Annotated in this window: 11 protein-coding genes; 4 read left to right on the top strand and 7 right to left on the bottom strand. The window is 62.5% G+C overall.

The window, feature by feature from the left end:
* A partial coding sequence (locus tag WCA85_RS09845; RefSeq protein WP_424063296.1) for a Tex family protein occupies positions 1 to 2,241 on the bottom strand: 2,241 nt, incomplete at its 3' end.
* Between the two features lie 145 nt (positions 2,242 to 2,386).
* Between WCA85_RS09845 and WCA85_RS09840 the strand changes: the two genes are divergently transcribed.
* The 3 genes from WCA85_RS09840 to WCA85_RS09830 all read left to right on the top strand — a co-directional run bounded on the left by WCA85_RS09840 (position 2,387) and on the right by WCA85_RS09830 (position 6,051).
* Positions 2,387 to 3,433 (top strand): hypothetical protein, encoded by a 1,047-nt coding sequence (locus WCA85_RS09840; RefSeq protein ID WP_424063294.1) that lies wholly within the window; start codon positions 2,387 to 2,389, stop codon positions 3,431 to 3,433.
* A 74-nt stretch (positions 3,434 to 3,507) separates the two neighbouring features.
* Positions 3,508 to 3,726: a DUF465 domain-containing protein gene (locus WCA85_RS09835; RefSeq protein WP_424063292.1), complete on the top strand. Its 219-nt coding sequence runs from the start codon at positions 3,508 to 3,510 to the stop codon at positions 3,724 to 3,726.
* A gap of 63 nt (positions 3,727 to 3,789) precedes the next feature.
* Complete coding sequence (locus WCA85_RS09830) at positions 3,790 to 6,051, top strand: ATP-dependent DNA helicase (RefSeq protein ID WP_424063290.1); 2,262 nt, start codon at positions 3,790 to 3,792, stop codon at positions 6,049 to 6,051.
* A 150-nt stretch (positions 6,052 to 6,201) separates the two neighbouring features.
* Here WCA85_RS09830 and WCA85_RS09825 read toward each other — a convergent pair whose 3' ends face one another.
* Both WCA85_RS09825 and WCA85_RS09820 read right to left on the bottom strand, forming a co-directional pair.
* The gene (locus WCA85_RS09825; protein WP_424063288.1) at positions 6,202 to 6,486 is read right to left on the bottom strand and encodes a hypothetical protein; all 285 of its coding nucleotides are present in this window, start codon (positions 6,484 to 6,486) and stop codon (positions 6,202 to 6,204) included.
* Between the two features lie 231 nt (positions 6,487 to 6,717).
* A complete protein-coding gene (locus tag WCA85_RS09820) occupies positions 6,718 to 7,965 on the bottom strand; it encodes a JmjC domain-containing protein (RefSeq protein WP_424063286.1) in 1,248 nt (415 codons plus the stop codon).
* A gap of 32 nt (positions 7,966 to 7,997) precedes the next feature.
* Here WCA85_RS09820 and WCA85_RS09815 point away from each other — a divergent pair, with 32 nt between their 5' ends.
* Entirely contained in the window at positions 7,998 to 8,540 is a 543-nt protein-coding gene (locus WCA85_RS09815; protein WP_424063284.1) for an FKBP-type peptidyl-prolyl cis-trans isomerase, read from the top strand.
* Here the strand turns inward: WCA85_RS09815 and WCA85_RS09810 are convergent.
* From WCA85_RS09810 to WCA85_RS09795, 4 genes are all read right to left on the bottom strand, one after another.
* Positions 8,520 to 9,908, bottom strand: a complete 1,389-nt coding sequence (locus WCA85_RS09810; protein ID WP_424063298.1) for a hypothetical protein — start codon at positions 9,906 to 9,908, stop codon at positions 8,520 to 8,522. The two genes, WCA85_RS09815 and WCA85_RS09810, sit on opposite strands and share 21 nt — an antisense overlap.
* Positions 9,874 to 12,555, bottom strand: a complete 2,682-nt coding sequence (gene mutS, locus WCA85_RS09805) for a DNA mismatch repair protein MutS (protein ID WP_424063282.1) — start codon at positions 12,553 to 12,555, stop codon at positions 9,874 to 9,876. Before mutS ends, WCA85_RS09810 begins: the two co-directional genes overlap by 35 nt.
* 94 nt (positions 12,556 to 12,649) lie before the next feature.
* Positions 12,650 to 13,945 (bottom strand): lysophospholipid transporter LplT, encoded by a 1,296-nt coding sequence (gene lplT, locus WCA85_RS09800; RefSeq protein WP_424063297.1) that lies wholly within the window; start codon positions 13,943 to 13,945, stop codon positions 12,650 to 12,652.
* 157 nt (positions 13,946 to 14,102) lie between these two features.
* Positions 14,103 to 14,369, bottom strand: a 267-nt coding sequence (locus WCA85_RS09795) for an inositol monophosphatase family protein (protein ID WP_424063280.1), incomplete at its 5' end; no start/stop codon positions are given.

Here is a 14,369-nt window from a genome sequence, read left to right as displayed (position 1 = left end):
CTCCTGCTGGGCGCCAGCGCCGCGCGGTGCCGAACCGGCTCCGGCTGCACCGAAGTCGTCGGCAAGACGCATGGTGAGCGCAATGCGCTGACGCTTCACGTCCACTTCAAGCACCTTCACCTTGACGATCTGGCCGGCTTTGACGACTTCGTGCGGATCCTTGATGAACTTCGTCGACAGCGCCGATACGTGGACGAGGCCGTCCTGGTGTACGCCGATATCGATAAATGCGCCAAAGGCCGCCACGTTGGTCACGACACCCTCCAGCACCATGCCAGGCGAGAGATCGGAGATCTTCTCGACACCTTCGCGGAACGTCGCCGTCTTGAACTCGGGACGCGGGTCGCGGCCCGGTTTTTCCAGTTCGCTGAGAATGTCGCGCACGGTTGGCAGACCGAAGCGGTCGTCGACAAACTCCGCGGGCGACAGACCCGAGAGCGTCTCACGATTACCGAGCACGTCGCCCACATGCTTGTTGATCTTCGCCAACATGCGTTCGACCAGCGGATACGCTTCCGGGTGGACCGACGAGCGATCGAGCGGATTCTCGCCACCGTTGATACGCAGAAATCCGGCGGCCTGCTCGAAGGTCTTGTCGCCCAGACGCGGCACCTTGCGCAGATGTTCGCGGGTCGGGAACGGTCCGTTGGCATCGCGGAAATCGACGATATTGCGCGCGAGCGTCGCGTTCAAGCCCGATACGCGAGCGAGCAACGCGACCGAGGCGGTGTTTGCATCCACACCGACCGCGTTCACGCAGTCCTCGACCACCGCATCAAGCGAGCGCGCCAGTTCACGCTGGTTCACGTCGTGCTGATACTGGCCGACGCCAATCGCCTTCGGGTCAATCTTCACGAGTTCAGCGAGCGGATCCTGCAGACGCCGTGCGATCGACACCGCGCCGCGCAGCGACACGTCCATATCGGGGAATTCCTTCGCCGCGAGTTCCGAGGCCGAATACACCGACGCGCCGGCTTCGGACACAACGATCTTCTGTAGCGTGAATTCCGGATGGCGCGTGATCAATTCGCTCGCAAGCTTGTCGGTTTCCCGCGACGCCGTGCCGTTGCCGATGCTGATCAGCTCAGCCTGGGTCTGCGCGCATATACGCGCCAGCTTGGCAATCGAGCCGTCCCAGTCGCGGCGAGGCTCGTGCGGATAAATGACGTCGGTAGCGAGCACCTTGCCGGTGCGGTCGACCACGGCCACTTTCACGCCAGTACGCAGGCCCGGATCGAGACCGATCACGGCTTTGGGGCCGGCGGGCGCAGCGAGCAACAAATCCTTCAGATTGCGCGCGAACACACGAATCGCCTCGTGTTCAGCCTCTTCACGCAGATTAGTCAGCAACTCGTTTTCGATGTGCGGCTGCACCTTCACGCGCCAGCACCAGCGGCACACGTCCGAGAGCCATTTGTCGGCGGGGCGGTTCTGGTTGGCAATGCCAAAGTGACGCGCAATCAGCGCCTCGCCCGGATGCGGCACCTGTGCGTCCAGTTCTTCGCCCAGCCCTAGCTTGACCATCAGCACACCAGCATTGCGGCCGCGGAAGAGCGCGAGCGCGCGATGCGACGGCACGGTCTTGATGGTTTCCGAGTAGTCGTAGTAATCGCGGAATTTCTCGCCTTCTTCGCCTTCCTTGCCTTCCACCACGACGGACGACACCACGCCCTGATTGAACAGATACTCGCGCAGCTTGCCAAGCGGATCGGCGGTTTCGCCGAATTGTTCGGAGAGGATGTCGCGCGCGCCGTCGAGCGCGGCCTTCACGTCGGCGACGCCCTTTTCGGCATCTACGTATTGCGCGGCTTCAGTTTGTGGGTCGAGCAGGGGATTAGCGAGCAACGCGTGGGCAAGTGGTTCGAGCCCCGCTTCGCGGGCAATTTGCGCGCGTGTGCGGCGTTTCGGCTTATAAGGCAGATAGAGATCTTCGAGGACCTGTTTGCTGTCAGCGCCTTCGATCGCGACTCGCAGCTCGTCGGTCATCTTGCCCTGTTCTTCGATGCTGGAGAGGATCGACGCGCGCCGGTCCTCCAGTTCGCGCAGATACAGGAGCCGCTCTTCGAGGTTACGCAGTTGCGTATCGTCGAGATTGTCGGTCACTTCCTTGCGGTAACGCGCGATGAACGGAACAGTCGCGCCTTCGTCGAGGAGTTGCACCGCGGCCGCGACCTGGCGCGGCTGCACGGAGAGTTCGCTGGCGATGCGCTGTACGATCTTGAGTGCTACGGTTTCCGTCATAGGGTCTAGGTGTTCCTGCCGGACTCGATCTAAGGCCGCGCAAAGCGGCACGCGCAAGGCGTGCACGCCGCGACCGGGTTGCTGAAGCGGGGCATTTTGCCATAAATGCAAAAGGGCTCAACCGCGGGGTGATAGAATTTCGGGCATGTTCCGTTGCCCATCTACGACGTTGCCGATCTCCCGTTTTCCTCTTGCTTCGCTGACCGCCACGCTGACCGACTCGCTAAGCGCCTCGTTTCGCGCGGCGCTCGTCACCTGCGCTATGGTCTGCGTTGCCGCCGCTACTTTTGCCGTGGGTGCACCGGCGTTCGCGCAGGATCAACCGGCGGTTGCGGGTGTGGCGGCCTCCGCTGGGGCAACCGCTTCTGAAACGGCAACCGCAACGGCACCTGGTGCGCAGATGCACACTGATGATAGCCCGCTGAACGCATCGGACGCGAAAACAACGAGCGCCGCTAGCACGACAGCAGCGCCGGGCAACGATTTCAATGCGCGGCAAGACGTCCTGAATCGCCGCAGCGAAGTGAACAACTACAACTATGCAGTCGCCCAACATGACTGTTATAGCAAGTTTTTCGTGAACCACTGTCTCGACAAGGCGCGTGACCAATCGCGCACGGTGCAGGCGGACATCCGTAAGGAACAGCTTGCGCTGAACGACGAAGAGCGCACCGCGCACGCGCAGCAGCGTGACGAGCAAGCTGCCATCCAGCGCGCGCAGGACGAGGCCAACGCCCCGCAGCGCGCGGCGAATGAGGCGAACAACAAGCAGGCGTTCGAAGACAAGCAGCGTCAGCATCAGCTGGATCAGGCGCAGCGCGCTGCCGAAGCGCCCCAGCGTGCGGCCAACGAGCAGTCGTATCAGCAGAAGGTTCAGCAGCACGCGCTGGATCAGGCGCAACGCGGCATCAGCGCGCCGCAGGCAGCCGCGAACCAGCAGGCGTACGATCAGAAGCAGGCCAATTTCCAGACCCAGCTTGAGCAGGCCCGTCAGCAGGGTGCGCAAAAGGCCCAGGAGCGCGTCGAGAAGCAGCAGAGTTTCGAGAACAAGCAGCAAACGGCCGCGCAGCACAAACAGGATGTCGAAGCGCGCCAGAAGCAGGCCGCCGAAAAGGCGCAGCAGAAACAGCAGGAGCAGTTGCAGGAGCAACAACAGTTGGAACAGCAACAGCAGCAGCAAAAGCAGCAGTAACGCGTTTTTAGCCGGACAGCAACCTCAGGCGAGCTGGCTGCACGAGGCAGCTCTCGCCGCATAGGGAGGCGAGCATGCGCGACAATCATCACGTCATCGACGCGAACGCACTTCAGGACCGTATCCTGCAACTGGAAGCGGAGCATAGTGGGCTCGACCGTCTGATCGACAAAATGTCGGATGAGCCCGGCTTCGACGACCTGGAGTTGCAGCGCCTTAAGAAGCGCAAACTCAAGGTCAAGGACACCATCATCTTGCTGCAATTGCAGCTCGAACCGGACACGCGCGCTTAAGCGCGCGACCTGGCAAGCGCCGGGTCGCCACGTGCGCTCCGGATTTTGCAGGAAACGCTTGCCTTGAATTCACCGCTTGTTAATTCTTCGCGACCCACGTCGAGCGACGAGGCTTCGGCGCCCGCCCCCCGTAGCGCCGAGGGCACGCTTGCGTCTTCGTTGAACCCGCGCCGCAAGACCGAACTCGACGATATCTTCGCCGCCGACGGCCTGCTCGCGCGTCAGATTGACGGTTACCGCTCGCGTGCATCGCAGATCGAGATGGCGCGCGCGGTTGCCGCCGCGATGGAAGCGTCCGGTCGCGCGATGCCCGAGCCGGCCATGTTCGAGTCGCAAAAGCGCCCCGCACGACGGCTGCAGACTTCAGCGAGTGACGCACCGGGCGCAACGGCCGAGGCTGCGGCTGGGGAGGCCGCAGACGGCCTCGACGGCAGCGAGAACACGCTGATCGTCGAAGCGGGCACGGGCACCGGCAAGACCTATGCGTACCTCGTGCCGGCCATGCTGTGGGGCGGCAAGGTGATCGTCTCCACCGGCACCAAGCACTTGCAGGACCAGTTGTTCCAGCGCGATATTCCGACCGTGCGCGATGCGCTGGCCGTGCCCGTTTCGGTCGCAATGCTCAAGGGCCGCGCCAACTACCTGTGCCATTACTATCTTCAGCGCACCGCGGATAACGGCCGCCTGCCGTCGCGTCAGGAAACCTCGTATCTGCAGGACATCGTCCGTTTTGCGAAGATCACGCGTACGGGTGATAAGGCGGAGCTCGCGAGTGTGCCGGAGACGGCGGCGGTGTGGTCGATGGTGACATCGACGCGAGAAAACTGCCTCGGGCAGGAGTGTCCGCACTACAAGGACTGCTTCGTCATGCAGGCACGCCGCGAGGCGCAGCAGGCCGATATCGTGGTCGTCAATCACCACCTGTTTTTCGCCGATATCATGCTGCGCGATACGGGCATGGCCGAGTTGCTGCCCACCGCCAACACGATCGTCTTCGACGAAGCGCATCAGTTGCCGGAGACCGCTACGCTCTTCTTCGGTGAGACCTTGTCGACCGCGCAGTTCCTCGAACTCGCGCGCGATTCGGTCGCCGAAGGGCTGGGCCACGCGCGGGAGGCGATCGACTGGGTGAAGCTCGGCGCCACGCTCGAGAGGGCGGCGCGTGATGTCCGTCTCGCGTTCAAGGAGGATTCGGTGAGGCTGTCGATCGGTCAGTTGGCCGACGATCATCCGCTGTTTCCTGCGCTCGAAACGCTCGAAGCGGAGTTGACCGCGCTGGCCAATGCGCTCGCGAGCCAGGCGGAGCGTGCCGAATCGATTGGCGCGTGCCAGCGCCGCGCCCGCGAGTTGCAAGGCATTCTGGCGGGCTGGACCACGCCGCCCACCGAGGCAGAACGCGACGCCGCCGATGGTTCCGGCGCGTCAACCAGCAAAGCGGCCACGGATCCCAACGAAAAGGTCCGCTGGATCGAGGTGTTCGCGCACACCGTCCAGTTGCATGAGACGCCGCTGTCGGTGGCGCCGATCTTCGCCAAACAACGCGCCGGTGTGCCGCGTGCGTGGATTTTCACATCCGCCACGCTCTCGGTGCGCGGCGACTTCACACACTACGCGGCGCAGATGGGCCTTAACGCGCGTCGTTCGATGACGCTGCCGAGTCCCTTCGACTATCCGACGCAAGGCCTGCTTTACGTGCCGCGCAACCTGCCGCAACCGTCGTCGCCCATGTTCACTGACGCCGTTTTCGATGCGGCACTGCCGGCGATTGAAGCATCAGGCGGAGGCGTGTTCATGCTGTGCACGACGTTGCGCGCGGTGGACCGCATCGCGACCAAATTGCGCGACATCATCGACAAACGCGGCTGGAATTACCCGCTGCTGGTTCAGGGCGATGCGAGCCGGACCGAGTTGCTAGATCGCTTCCGTTCGCATGGCAACGCGATCCTGGTAGGCAGCCAGAGCTTCTGGGAAGGCGTGGACGTGCGGGGCGATGCGTTGTCGCTGGTGGTGATCGACAAGCTGCCGTTCGCGCCGCCGGACGATCCGGTTTTGTCAGCGCGGCTAGAGGCGCTGACGAAGAAAGGGTTGAGCCCATTTGCGGTTCATCAACTGCCGCAAGCGGTGATTACGCTCAAGCAGGGCGCAGGGCGTCTGATTCGCGCGGAGACCGATCGCGGCGTGCTGATGATCGGTGATACCCGTCTGGTCGAGAAACCGTATGGGCGCCGTATATGGCAGAGCCTGCCGCCTTTCAAACGGACCCGTGAGATCGACGTGGTGCGAGAGTTCTTCGAGGAGCGTGGCGCGGCGGTGTCTGACAGTTAAGCTGAAAAATAGAGCAGGCTGGACGGAAACCGGTCGCAGAAAGGCAAAACGCCACGGATGTGAATCCGTGGCGTTTTGCTTTACTACACGAGAAGATCAGGTCGATCTTCCCATATAGTTTTCGCCCAGGGGCGAACCCTGCACGACAGCTTACTGGCTTGCGCCCGAAGCCGGAGCAGCTGCCGAAGCAGCAGCACCTGCGTCCGAAGCAGCGGCGCCTGCGTCCGAAGCAGCAGCAGCCGGTGCCGAAGCAGCAGCGTCGCTCGCAGCAGCAGCAGCGTCCGAAGCCGCAGCGCCTGCATCCGAAGCAGCAGCAGCGGGTGCCGAAGCAGCCATTGCGTCGCTAGCCGGGGCAGCTGCCTGGTCGCTGCTCTTGTTGCACGCAGCCAGTGCCACAGCTGCCAACAGGGATGCTACGAGGAGGGATTTCTTCATGATCACGTCCTTTTATGGTTAAAGGTAAGCAACAGCGCAAAATAATACCGGTAATGTGCTCCAACACCGACCTGGGCCGCTGGTGGAGACGCACTTCACAAGAGCGTGAATCTTCCCTACGGCTTGGGCGGAAATTATATGCACTTTCGTATCGACCGTCGACAAATGCGGGGTCAATACGTTGTCTTTCTCATACAAAATTTCACTGTACGGCATACGACGCAGGCCAGCCTAGATAGGCTCGCCCACCTGTATCCAGCCCGCACGATACCACTCGTGCAGCAATGCTGTCACCGATGAATCACCTGAGAGTGTTACAAAGCGTTTCGCACTCAGACATCGGTTATCAGCGAATTCAATTAACCACTTTTTCACGTCTGCGAGCCGATTTTCTTCTCCGTTCAGGAAGAAAAAGTGCCGGTTGTATAGCAAAACCGTCTTTCGGTCGAGCCGAATGCCAAACTTTAAGGCGCGTTGGATAAAACGGGCCTCATTGAGCGGCTTTCCCGGCGGATCAAATACCACGCTTGGCTTCGGCTCGCTTAAATAAGTACCCAGAAAAGAAGCGATGTCCTTTTCCGACCATTTTACCTGAGCAAGGATTGCGCCTACCCGCTCGACGAGCGCGGCGGGCAGCTCCGCGGGCCGTGTCACGGCGGGCTGCTGCGGGTCCCGGTAGAGCTGCGGGGCGCGTTCCTGCTGACTATCGCCACCGCTACGCTCTCCGCGCTCGGCGAGGTGATACAGGAATTGTGCCGTCAGTTCGCTTGCGGATGGCGCGCGAAAGCCGATCGAACAGGTCATGCACTCGCCTTCGGCCACGCCGTCATGGGCGATATGCGGCGGCAGATACAGCATGTCGCCCGGCTCCAGAACCCATTCCTGCTCTGCTTCGAAGTGCTGTAAAACTTTCAACGGCATGTCCGGCTGCAACGACAGATCGCGCTGCGCACTGATCCTCCAGCGACGCTTGCCGTGAACCTGCAGCAGGAACACGTCGTAAGAATCGAAGTGCGGACCGACGCCGCCGCCGTCAGTGGCATACGAAATCATCAGGTCGTCCAGACGCGCGTCCGGCACGAAACGGAACCGGTCGAGCAGGGCCCGCGCGCGGTCGTCGTGCAGGTCGACGCCTTGTACCAGCAAGGTCCAGGCACGCTGCTTGACCGAGGGCAGTTCGTCAGCCGCGAATGGGCCGTGTTCCAGTTGCCATTTGTTTCGAAAATGCGTGATGAGGCGCGCTTCGACTTCGTCCTGATCGGCCAGTTCGAACAGTTCGTCGCGGGAGAGCGGCGCGGCGATCTCTGGAATGGCCTGACGGATCAGCAGGGGCTTCTTCTGCCAGTACCGGCGCATGAATTGCGCCGGAGTCAGATTGCCGAGCAACGGTGTCGGCGCGTCGGGCGAGGGCGGCAGAACCGGTGAAGAAATCCGGGCAGAACCCAGGTTCGCCGGGTGGTCAAGGGGCCGCTTGGGCATCGTATAATGTGAGTTGTATTCTGGAGAATCGAATGAAAATTGCAAAGAACACCGTCGTGTCGGTCGCTTACAAGCTGTCGGATGCGCAGGGCAACTTGATTGAAGAGAGCGAAGAGCCGATGGTCTATCTGCACGGCGGCTATGATGGCACGTTCCCCAAGATCGAGGAAGAGCTCGACGGCCACGAGACTGGCTTCGAGACCCAGATCCAGTTGGAGCCGCAAGATGCGTTCGGCGAGTATGACCCCGATCTGGTGAAGATCGAGCCGCGCACCCGCTTCCCGGAGCCGCTTGAAGTCGGCATGCAATTCGAAGGCACGCCGGAAGAAGGTGACGAAGATATCGACTCGCTCGTCTACATTGTGACCGACGTTGCCGAAGACAAAGTTGTGCTGGACGGTAACCATCCGCTCGCCGGCATGGCCCTGCGGTTTGATCTGTCCGTCAAGGACGTGCGCCCCGCCACCGAAGACGAAATCCAGCACGAGCATGCCCACGGCGCTGACGGCCTTGAGGTGCTCGACGAGGACGACGATGAAGGCGACGAGGAGCCGTCAGGGCCCACGCTGCACTGAACCCGCAGGGACGCCGGTTGGTGCTGAGGCCGGCGTCGCGTTCCCGGGTTGGCCTTGCGGACCCTGCTGGTTGAGCGGCTGCTGCATTGTCGGCGGTGGCGTGGCCGGCAGCAATGGTGGCAGATTCGACGCCGGATTCATCGATGGGTTGATTGCTGGATTCAGCGAAGGGCTCATTGCTTGACCCATCGGCGGGTTCATTCCGGGCGTTTCATCAGGTTCTGACGTTGCAGGCATTGCCGGTGCAAAGTCCTCAGACGCTGGCGAGGGCTGCGCCGGTTGTGCCGGCCGAACAGGCAACAGCGGCAGGTTTTTCGGGACCTCACGCACACTCACGTGAAATGGCGGCCGGCGCGTCATGTCGGCGTCGATCTGAATCCACTGGTTTAGACGGTCACGCGGCGCGAAGGCGATGCGCGTCAGATTCGTCACCACCTCTCCCTTGTCATTGCGTAGCGGCTGATCAATCACGAAGCCGCCGGGAGCGCGTCCGTCGTCGCAATGAATCAGAAGCACGGGTCCGCGGAACATCTGCGCCACTTTGACGAGACTGCGCTTGAGTTCCAGAAAGCCGTCACGACGCGAGTTGCGCGCAAAGCGCAGCCACGCAAAACGGTCTGGCCTTTCGTAACGTTCGGGATCGGGGTCGGCCTGAAGGAAGACCACAATCGCGCGGGCCTCGCGCCGTTTCGCGTACTCCGCTGCGTGTTCGAGCCAGAACGCGTTCGCGATCACCCGGTCTTCGAATTCACCATTACGCCCGCCGGCGGTCAGATAATGATTGTTGGTACCCGGCACGTTCAAGCCGATAAAGACCGTATCGCCAAGTTGCCAGCGCACGTTTTCCCGATACGGGCGAAAGCGCGAGACTTCGCTTTCGCGCGTGAGGGAAATCGGCTCCTCGCCCATCGAAGTGGCGTCGACGAAGACGGTCTGGCGCAACTGGTCGAGCCGCTCAACCGGATCGAAGCCGCCCGCGTCGGGCGTGCCGCAATCAGTCCAGTCGTACTCGCCCGGAAGAAAAATGAGCGGAGGGCGTGCTGCCTCGAGCAGTCCCTCGCGTCGCTCGAAGAGCGAGTCGCGGCAGGTTTCTTTCGGACCTCTTAGATTGCCGTCGTAGACGATGAACGACAGGTTGCGGTCGCGGCCGATTGCGTCGATCAGCCGCTGCGTGGGTGCTTCATCCTCCGGACTTTGCATCGTGCCAGCCAGCACGGCGAAGCTGTAGCGAATCGGTGCGGCGTGCGCAGTCGACTGCGCGACACAGGCTAGAACCAGCGCAATGCCGAGCGCCGCGCGCAGTGTGCGCGGTGCCTGTGGATGCGGGTGGCGGTCAATGATCCGCCTCCGGCGCATTGGCCAGGCCATGCAGTTCATAGAGCAGATCCAACGCATCGCGCGGGCGTAACTCGTTGGGATCGATGGCGCGCAAACGTTCGATGAGCGCCTGCTCGGCTACCGTCAACGTGGGAGGCGGCGGTGCGGCGCGCGAGTCGTCGTCCGCGTCCTCGAGCATCAGCGGCGCAGCGAACAGATCGAGTTGTGGTGTGGGTTGTGCGGCCGACTGCTGCTCCAGGTGTGCGAGATGCTTGCGCGCGGCGCGAATCACGGCGCCCGGCACGCCCGCCAGTTGCGCGACCTGCAGGCCATAGCTCTGGTTGGCCGGCCCCTCGCTGACGGCATGCAGAAACACAATGCCGTGGCCATGTTCGACTGCAGACAAATGCACGTTCGCTGCTTGCGGAAATTCAGCCGGCAGTTGCGTGAGCTCGAAGTAGTGCGTCGCAAAAAGCGTGTGGCAGCCGTTATGCGCGAGCAGATGACGCGCTATGGCCCATGCAAGCGCAAGCCCGTCGAAGGTCGACGTGCCGCGCCCAATCTCATCCATCAGCACGAGGCTTTGCGGCGTGGCATCGTTGAGAATCGCGGCCGCCTCTGTCATTTCGACCATGAAGGTTGAACGGCCACCGGCCAGATCATCGGCGGCGCCGATCCGCGTGAAGATGCGATCGATCGGACCGAACGATGCGCGCCGCGCCGGCACGTAACTGCCCACATAGGCCAGCAACGCGATCAGCGCAGTCTGCCGCATGAAGGTGGACTTACCGCCCATGTTCGGGCCGGTGATCAGGAGCAGCTTGCGCTCCGGATTCAAGACGCAGTCGTTGGCAATGAACTGCTCGACTTGCGCTTCGACGACCGGGTGCCGTCCCTGTTCGATTTCGATGCCAGCGGTGCTCGAGAACGACGGCGCAACCCAGTCGAGCGCACGTGCCCGTTCGGCGAAGGCGGCCAGCAGGTCCAGTTCGGCGAGCGCGGCGGCGACGCGCTGGCAATCGGCGATAAACGGCAGCAGCGCTTGCAGCAATCCGTCGTAGAGCGAGCGTTCGCGCGCGAGCGCCCGTTCCTGCGCGGACAGCGCTTTATCCTCGAAGGTTTTCAGCTCCGGCGTGATATAGCGTTCGGCGTTTTTCAGAGTCTGGCGGCGGCGATAGTCGTCCGGCACCTTGTCGGTCTGACCGCGTGTGACTTCGATATAGAAGCCATGCACCTTGTTGTATTCCACCCGCAAATTGCCGATGCCCGTGCGAGCGCGTTCGCGCGTCTCGAGGTCGATCAGGAACTGCCCGCAGTTCTCGGAAATATCACGCAGCTCGTCAAGTTCGGCATCGTAGCCTCGGGCGATCACGCCGCCGTCGCGCACCATCGCTGCCGGTTCGGGGGCCACAGCCAGCTTCAGCAGATCGACGCACTGTTCGGGCGGTTCAAGCGCCGCGTCGATGCGCGCGAGCGAATCGGCAGCAGCGGTGACCGCAGTCAGTTGCGCACGCAGTTCGGGCAGCGCGATGAAGGTATCGCGCAGGCTCGACAGGTCGCGTGGGCGCGCCGACAGCAACGCGAGTCGGCCCGTAATGCGTTCGATGTCGGAAATCTGCCGCAATGCGCCGCGCAGCGTGTCGACGCTGCTTCCGGCTGGCGCTTCGAGCAGGGCGCCGATGGCCTGTTGCCGCGCCTGTGCAATCGCTGCCTCGCGCGGCGGATGATGCAGCCAGTGACGCAGCAGACGGCTGCCCATCGTCGTGCAGCAGGTATCGAGCAGCGAGCACAGCGTCGGGCTTTCCGTGCCGCGCAGTGTTTCTGTGAGTTCGAGATTGCGGCGCGTCGCAGGGTCGAGCCCGATATATTCCGATTCATACTCGACCTTCAGGCTGCGCACATGGCGCAACTGCTGGCCTTGCGTGGCCGCGGCGTAGAGCAGCAGGGCGCCGGCCGCACCGCAGGCGCTTGAGAGCGAATGGGCACCAAAGCCGTCGAGGCTCGACACATCCATCTGATCACACAGGCGCCGGGTTCCGGAGGCGACGTCGAAGTGCCAAACGGGCACGCGCGTGAGCGCGCCGGAGCCCGCCGGCGGTGCCCAGGACGTCGTCGCCTCGGACGCGACATCGGCGACGAGAATTTCCGCAGGGCGGATACGCTCGAGCGCTGTCGCAGCCTGCTCAGGTGCGATCTCTGCCAGGCGCAGCGCGCCGCTCGCGAGGTTCAGCCATGCGAGCCCCACGTTGGTTGCGACGCCGCGGCGGTTATGACCGACGCAAACGGCGAGCAGATACACATCATTCTTGTCGGACAGCAGCGCCGCGTCAGTCAGCGTGCCCGGTGTGACCACGCGCATGACCTTGCGCTCGACGGGTCCCTTGGACGTAGCCGGGTCGCCAATCTGTTCGCAGATTGCGACAGATTCGCCGAGCTTCACGAGTTTGGCCAGATACTGTTCGACCGCGTGATGCGGCACGCCTGCCATCTTGATCGGGGTGCCGGCCGACGCACCGCGCTGCGTCAGCGTGAGATCAAGCAGGCGAGCCGCCTTCTCGGCATCCTCGAAAAACAGCTCGTAGAAATCGCCCATCCGGTAAAACACCAGCGTGCCCGGATGCTCCGCCTTGATGCGAAGGTATTGCTGCATCATTGGCGTGTGTTGTGCGACTTCGTTCGCTGCGGTTTGCATGCCCATCCTGAGTATCTTCTTGCGTTAGCTGTTCAGGGCGTGAGTTTAACCCGTCGCCGCGCACTGTGAACCTGGCCGGATGGCCAATCGGCGTATCCGCCTATTCGACGAGCACACGCATATCGACGCTGCGCGCATTCGCCATGCTACGGCGCTTTGCCAGCCACATCATGAACGTGATGAAGGTCCCGAACACGACAATGATCCACGGCACCGGCAGCTTGACCGTGAGCAGCACCGCGTAAATGCCGAGCATCAGCAGGACCGCCAGATTCTGGTTGAAATTCTGCACCGCGATGGAATGCCCCGCGGACAGCAGCGTAGCGCCACGATGCTGCAATAGCGCGTTCATCGGCACGATGAAGAAACCTGACAGTCCGCCGAGCAGAATCATCAAGGGGTACGCGAGCACGATATAGATCGGCGCGAACAATGGGCCTACGCGGATGCCTGCGCCTGGTGGGAAAAGTCCCTTGCTGTAGAACGCCATCGCAATCGCCACCGCGCCGGTGATGATGCCGACGGGCAGCACTTTCAGCGAACTGCGCAGCGGCACGAACGTCGCGGCGGCGGCTGCGCCGACGGCGATGCCCAAGCCTGTGATGCCTTGCATGACCGCCGCCTTCGAAAGGGACAAACCGAGATTCACGTCTGCCCATTTCAGCACGAGCAACTGCAGCGTCACCGCGCCGCCCCACATCAGCGTCGTCACCCACAAGGCGATCTGGGCGAGCTTATCGGCCCATAGCACGTTGAAACAGCGCGCGAAGTCGCCGACCAGTTTCTTCGGTTCGTTGAGGTGGTTCGGATAGCGTGCGCCGGTATCGGGGATGCCGATGTTGATCGCGGCCGCGACCACGTATGTGACCATCACGGCCAGCATGGCGAGATCAGCCGCGGTATGGATCAGCGGCAGGTGCGCGTGGGCCACGAAATTCGTCGCGTATGTGCTGATCAATGCGCCGCCCAGCATCGTGCCGACGATCGTCGACAGCACAGTCGCCGATTCGAGCCAGGCGTTTGCCGCCACCAGCCGCTCCGCCGGCAGCAATTCTGTCAGGATGCCGTATTTGGCGGGAGAGTACGCCGCCGCACCAAAACCCACCACGCCGTACGCAATCATCGGATGGACGCCCGCAATCATCATCAGGCAGCCGCACGCTTTCAATGCATTCGAGATGAACATCACGTGGCGTTTTTGCAGCGCATCGGCGAAGGCGCCGACAAACGGCGCCAGCAGCACGTACGAGACCGTGAAGAATATCTGCAGGAGCGGCGTGACCCACGCGGCCGATTTGATGACCGTGAGCAGCGCGATCGCGGCGATCAATAGCGCATTGTCCGCCAGTGACGACACGAACTGCGCCGCGATGATTGTGTAGAAGCCTTTTTTCATGAAGCAGTTCTGGATGCCGCGCGGAATATCGCGCGTGGCGAACGTCACGTATGTCTCGTCTGCTGCGCCGGATTCGCCGGTCACGCACGGCAAACCCATCAACTTCCCACCGCGCCAACAAAAAAAGCGGCCGAAGCCGCTTTGCGAGGGCGCTGCCTTACGCCGCTTGTTGCTTCGTGCGACTGTAGCGCGACAGGATGGGCACCATCTGCGCATACAGTTTCGGATTGCCCGCGACGACTTCGCCGATGTGCAGGAAGTCCGAATCGCCCGTGTAGTTGCCCACCAGACCACCGGCTTCGGTAATCAGCAGGCTGCCCGCAGCCATGTCCCACGCATGCAGGCCCTGTTCGAAGAAGCCGTCGAGCCGGCCGGCGGCGACGTTGGCCAGATCGAGCGCGGCCGCGCCCGGACGGCGCAGGCC

It is taken from the genome of Paraburkholderia sp. (assembly GCF_049581445.1).
GTDB lineage: Bacteria > Pseudomonadota > Gammaproteobacteria > Burkholderiales > Burkholderiaceae > Paraburkholderia.
This window is presented reverse-complemented; position numbering and strand designations above follow the sequence as displayed.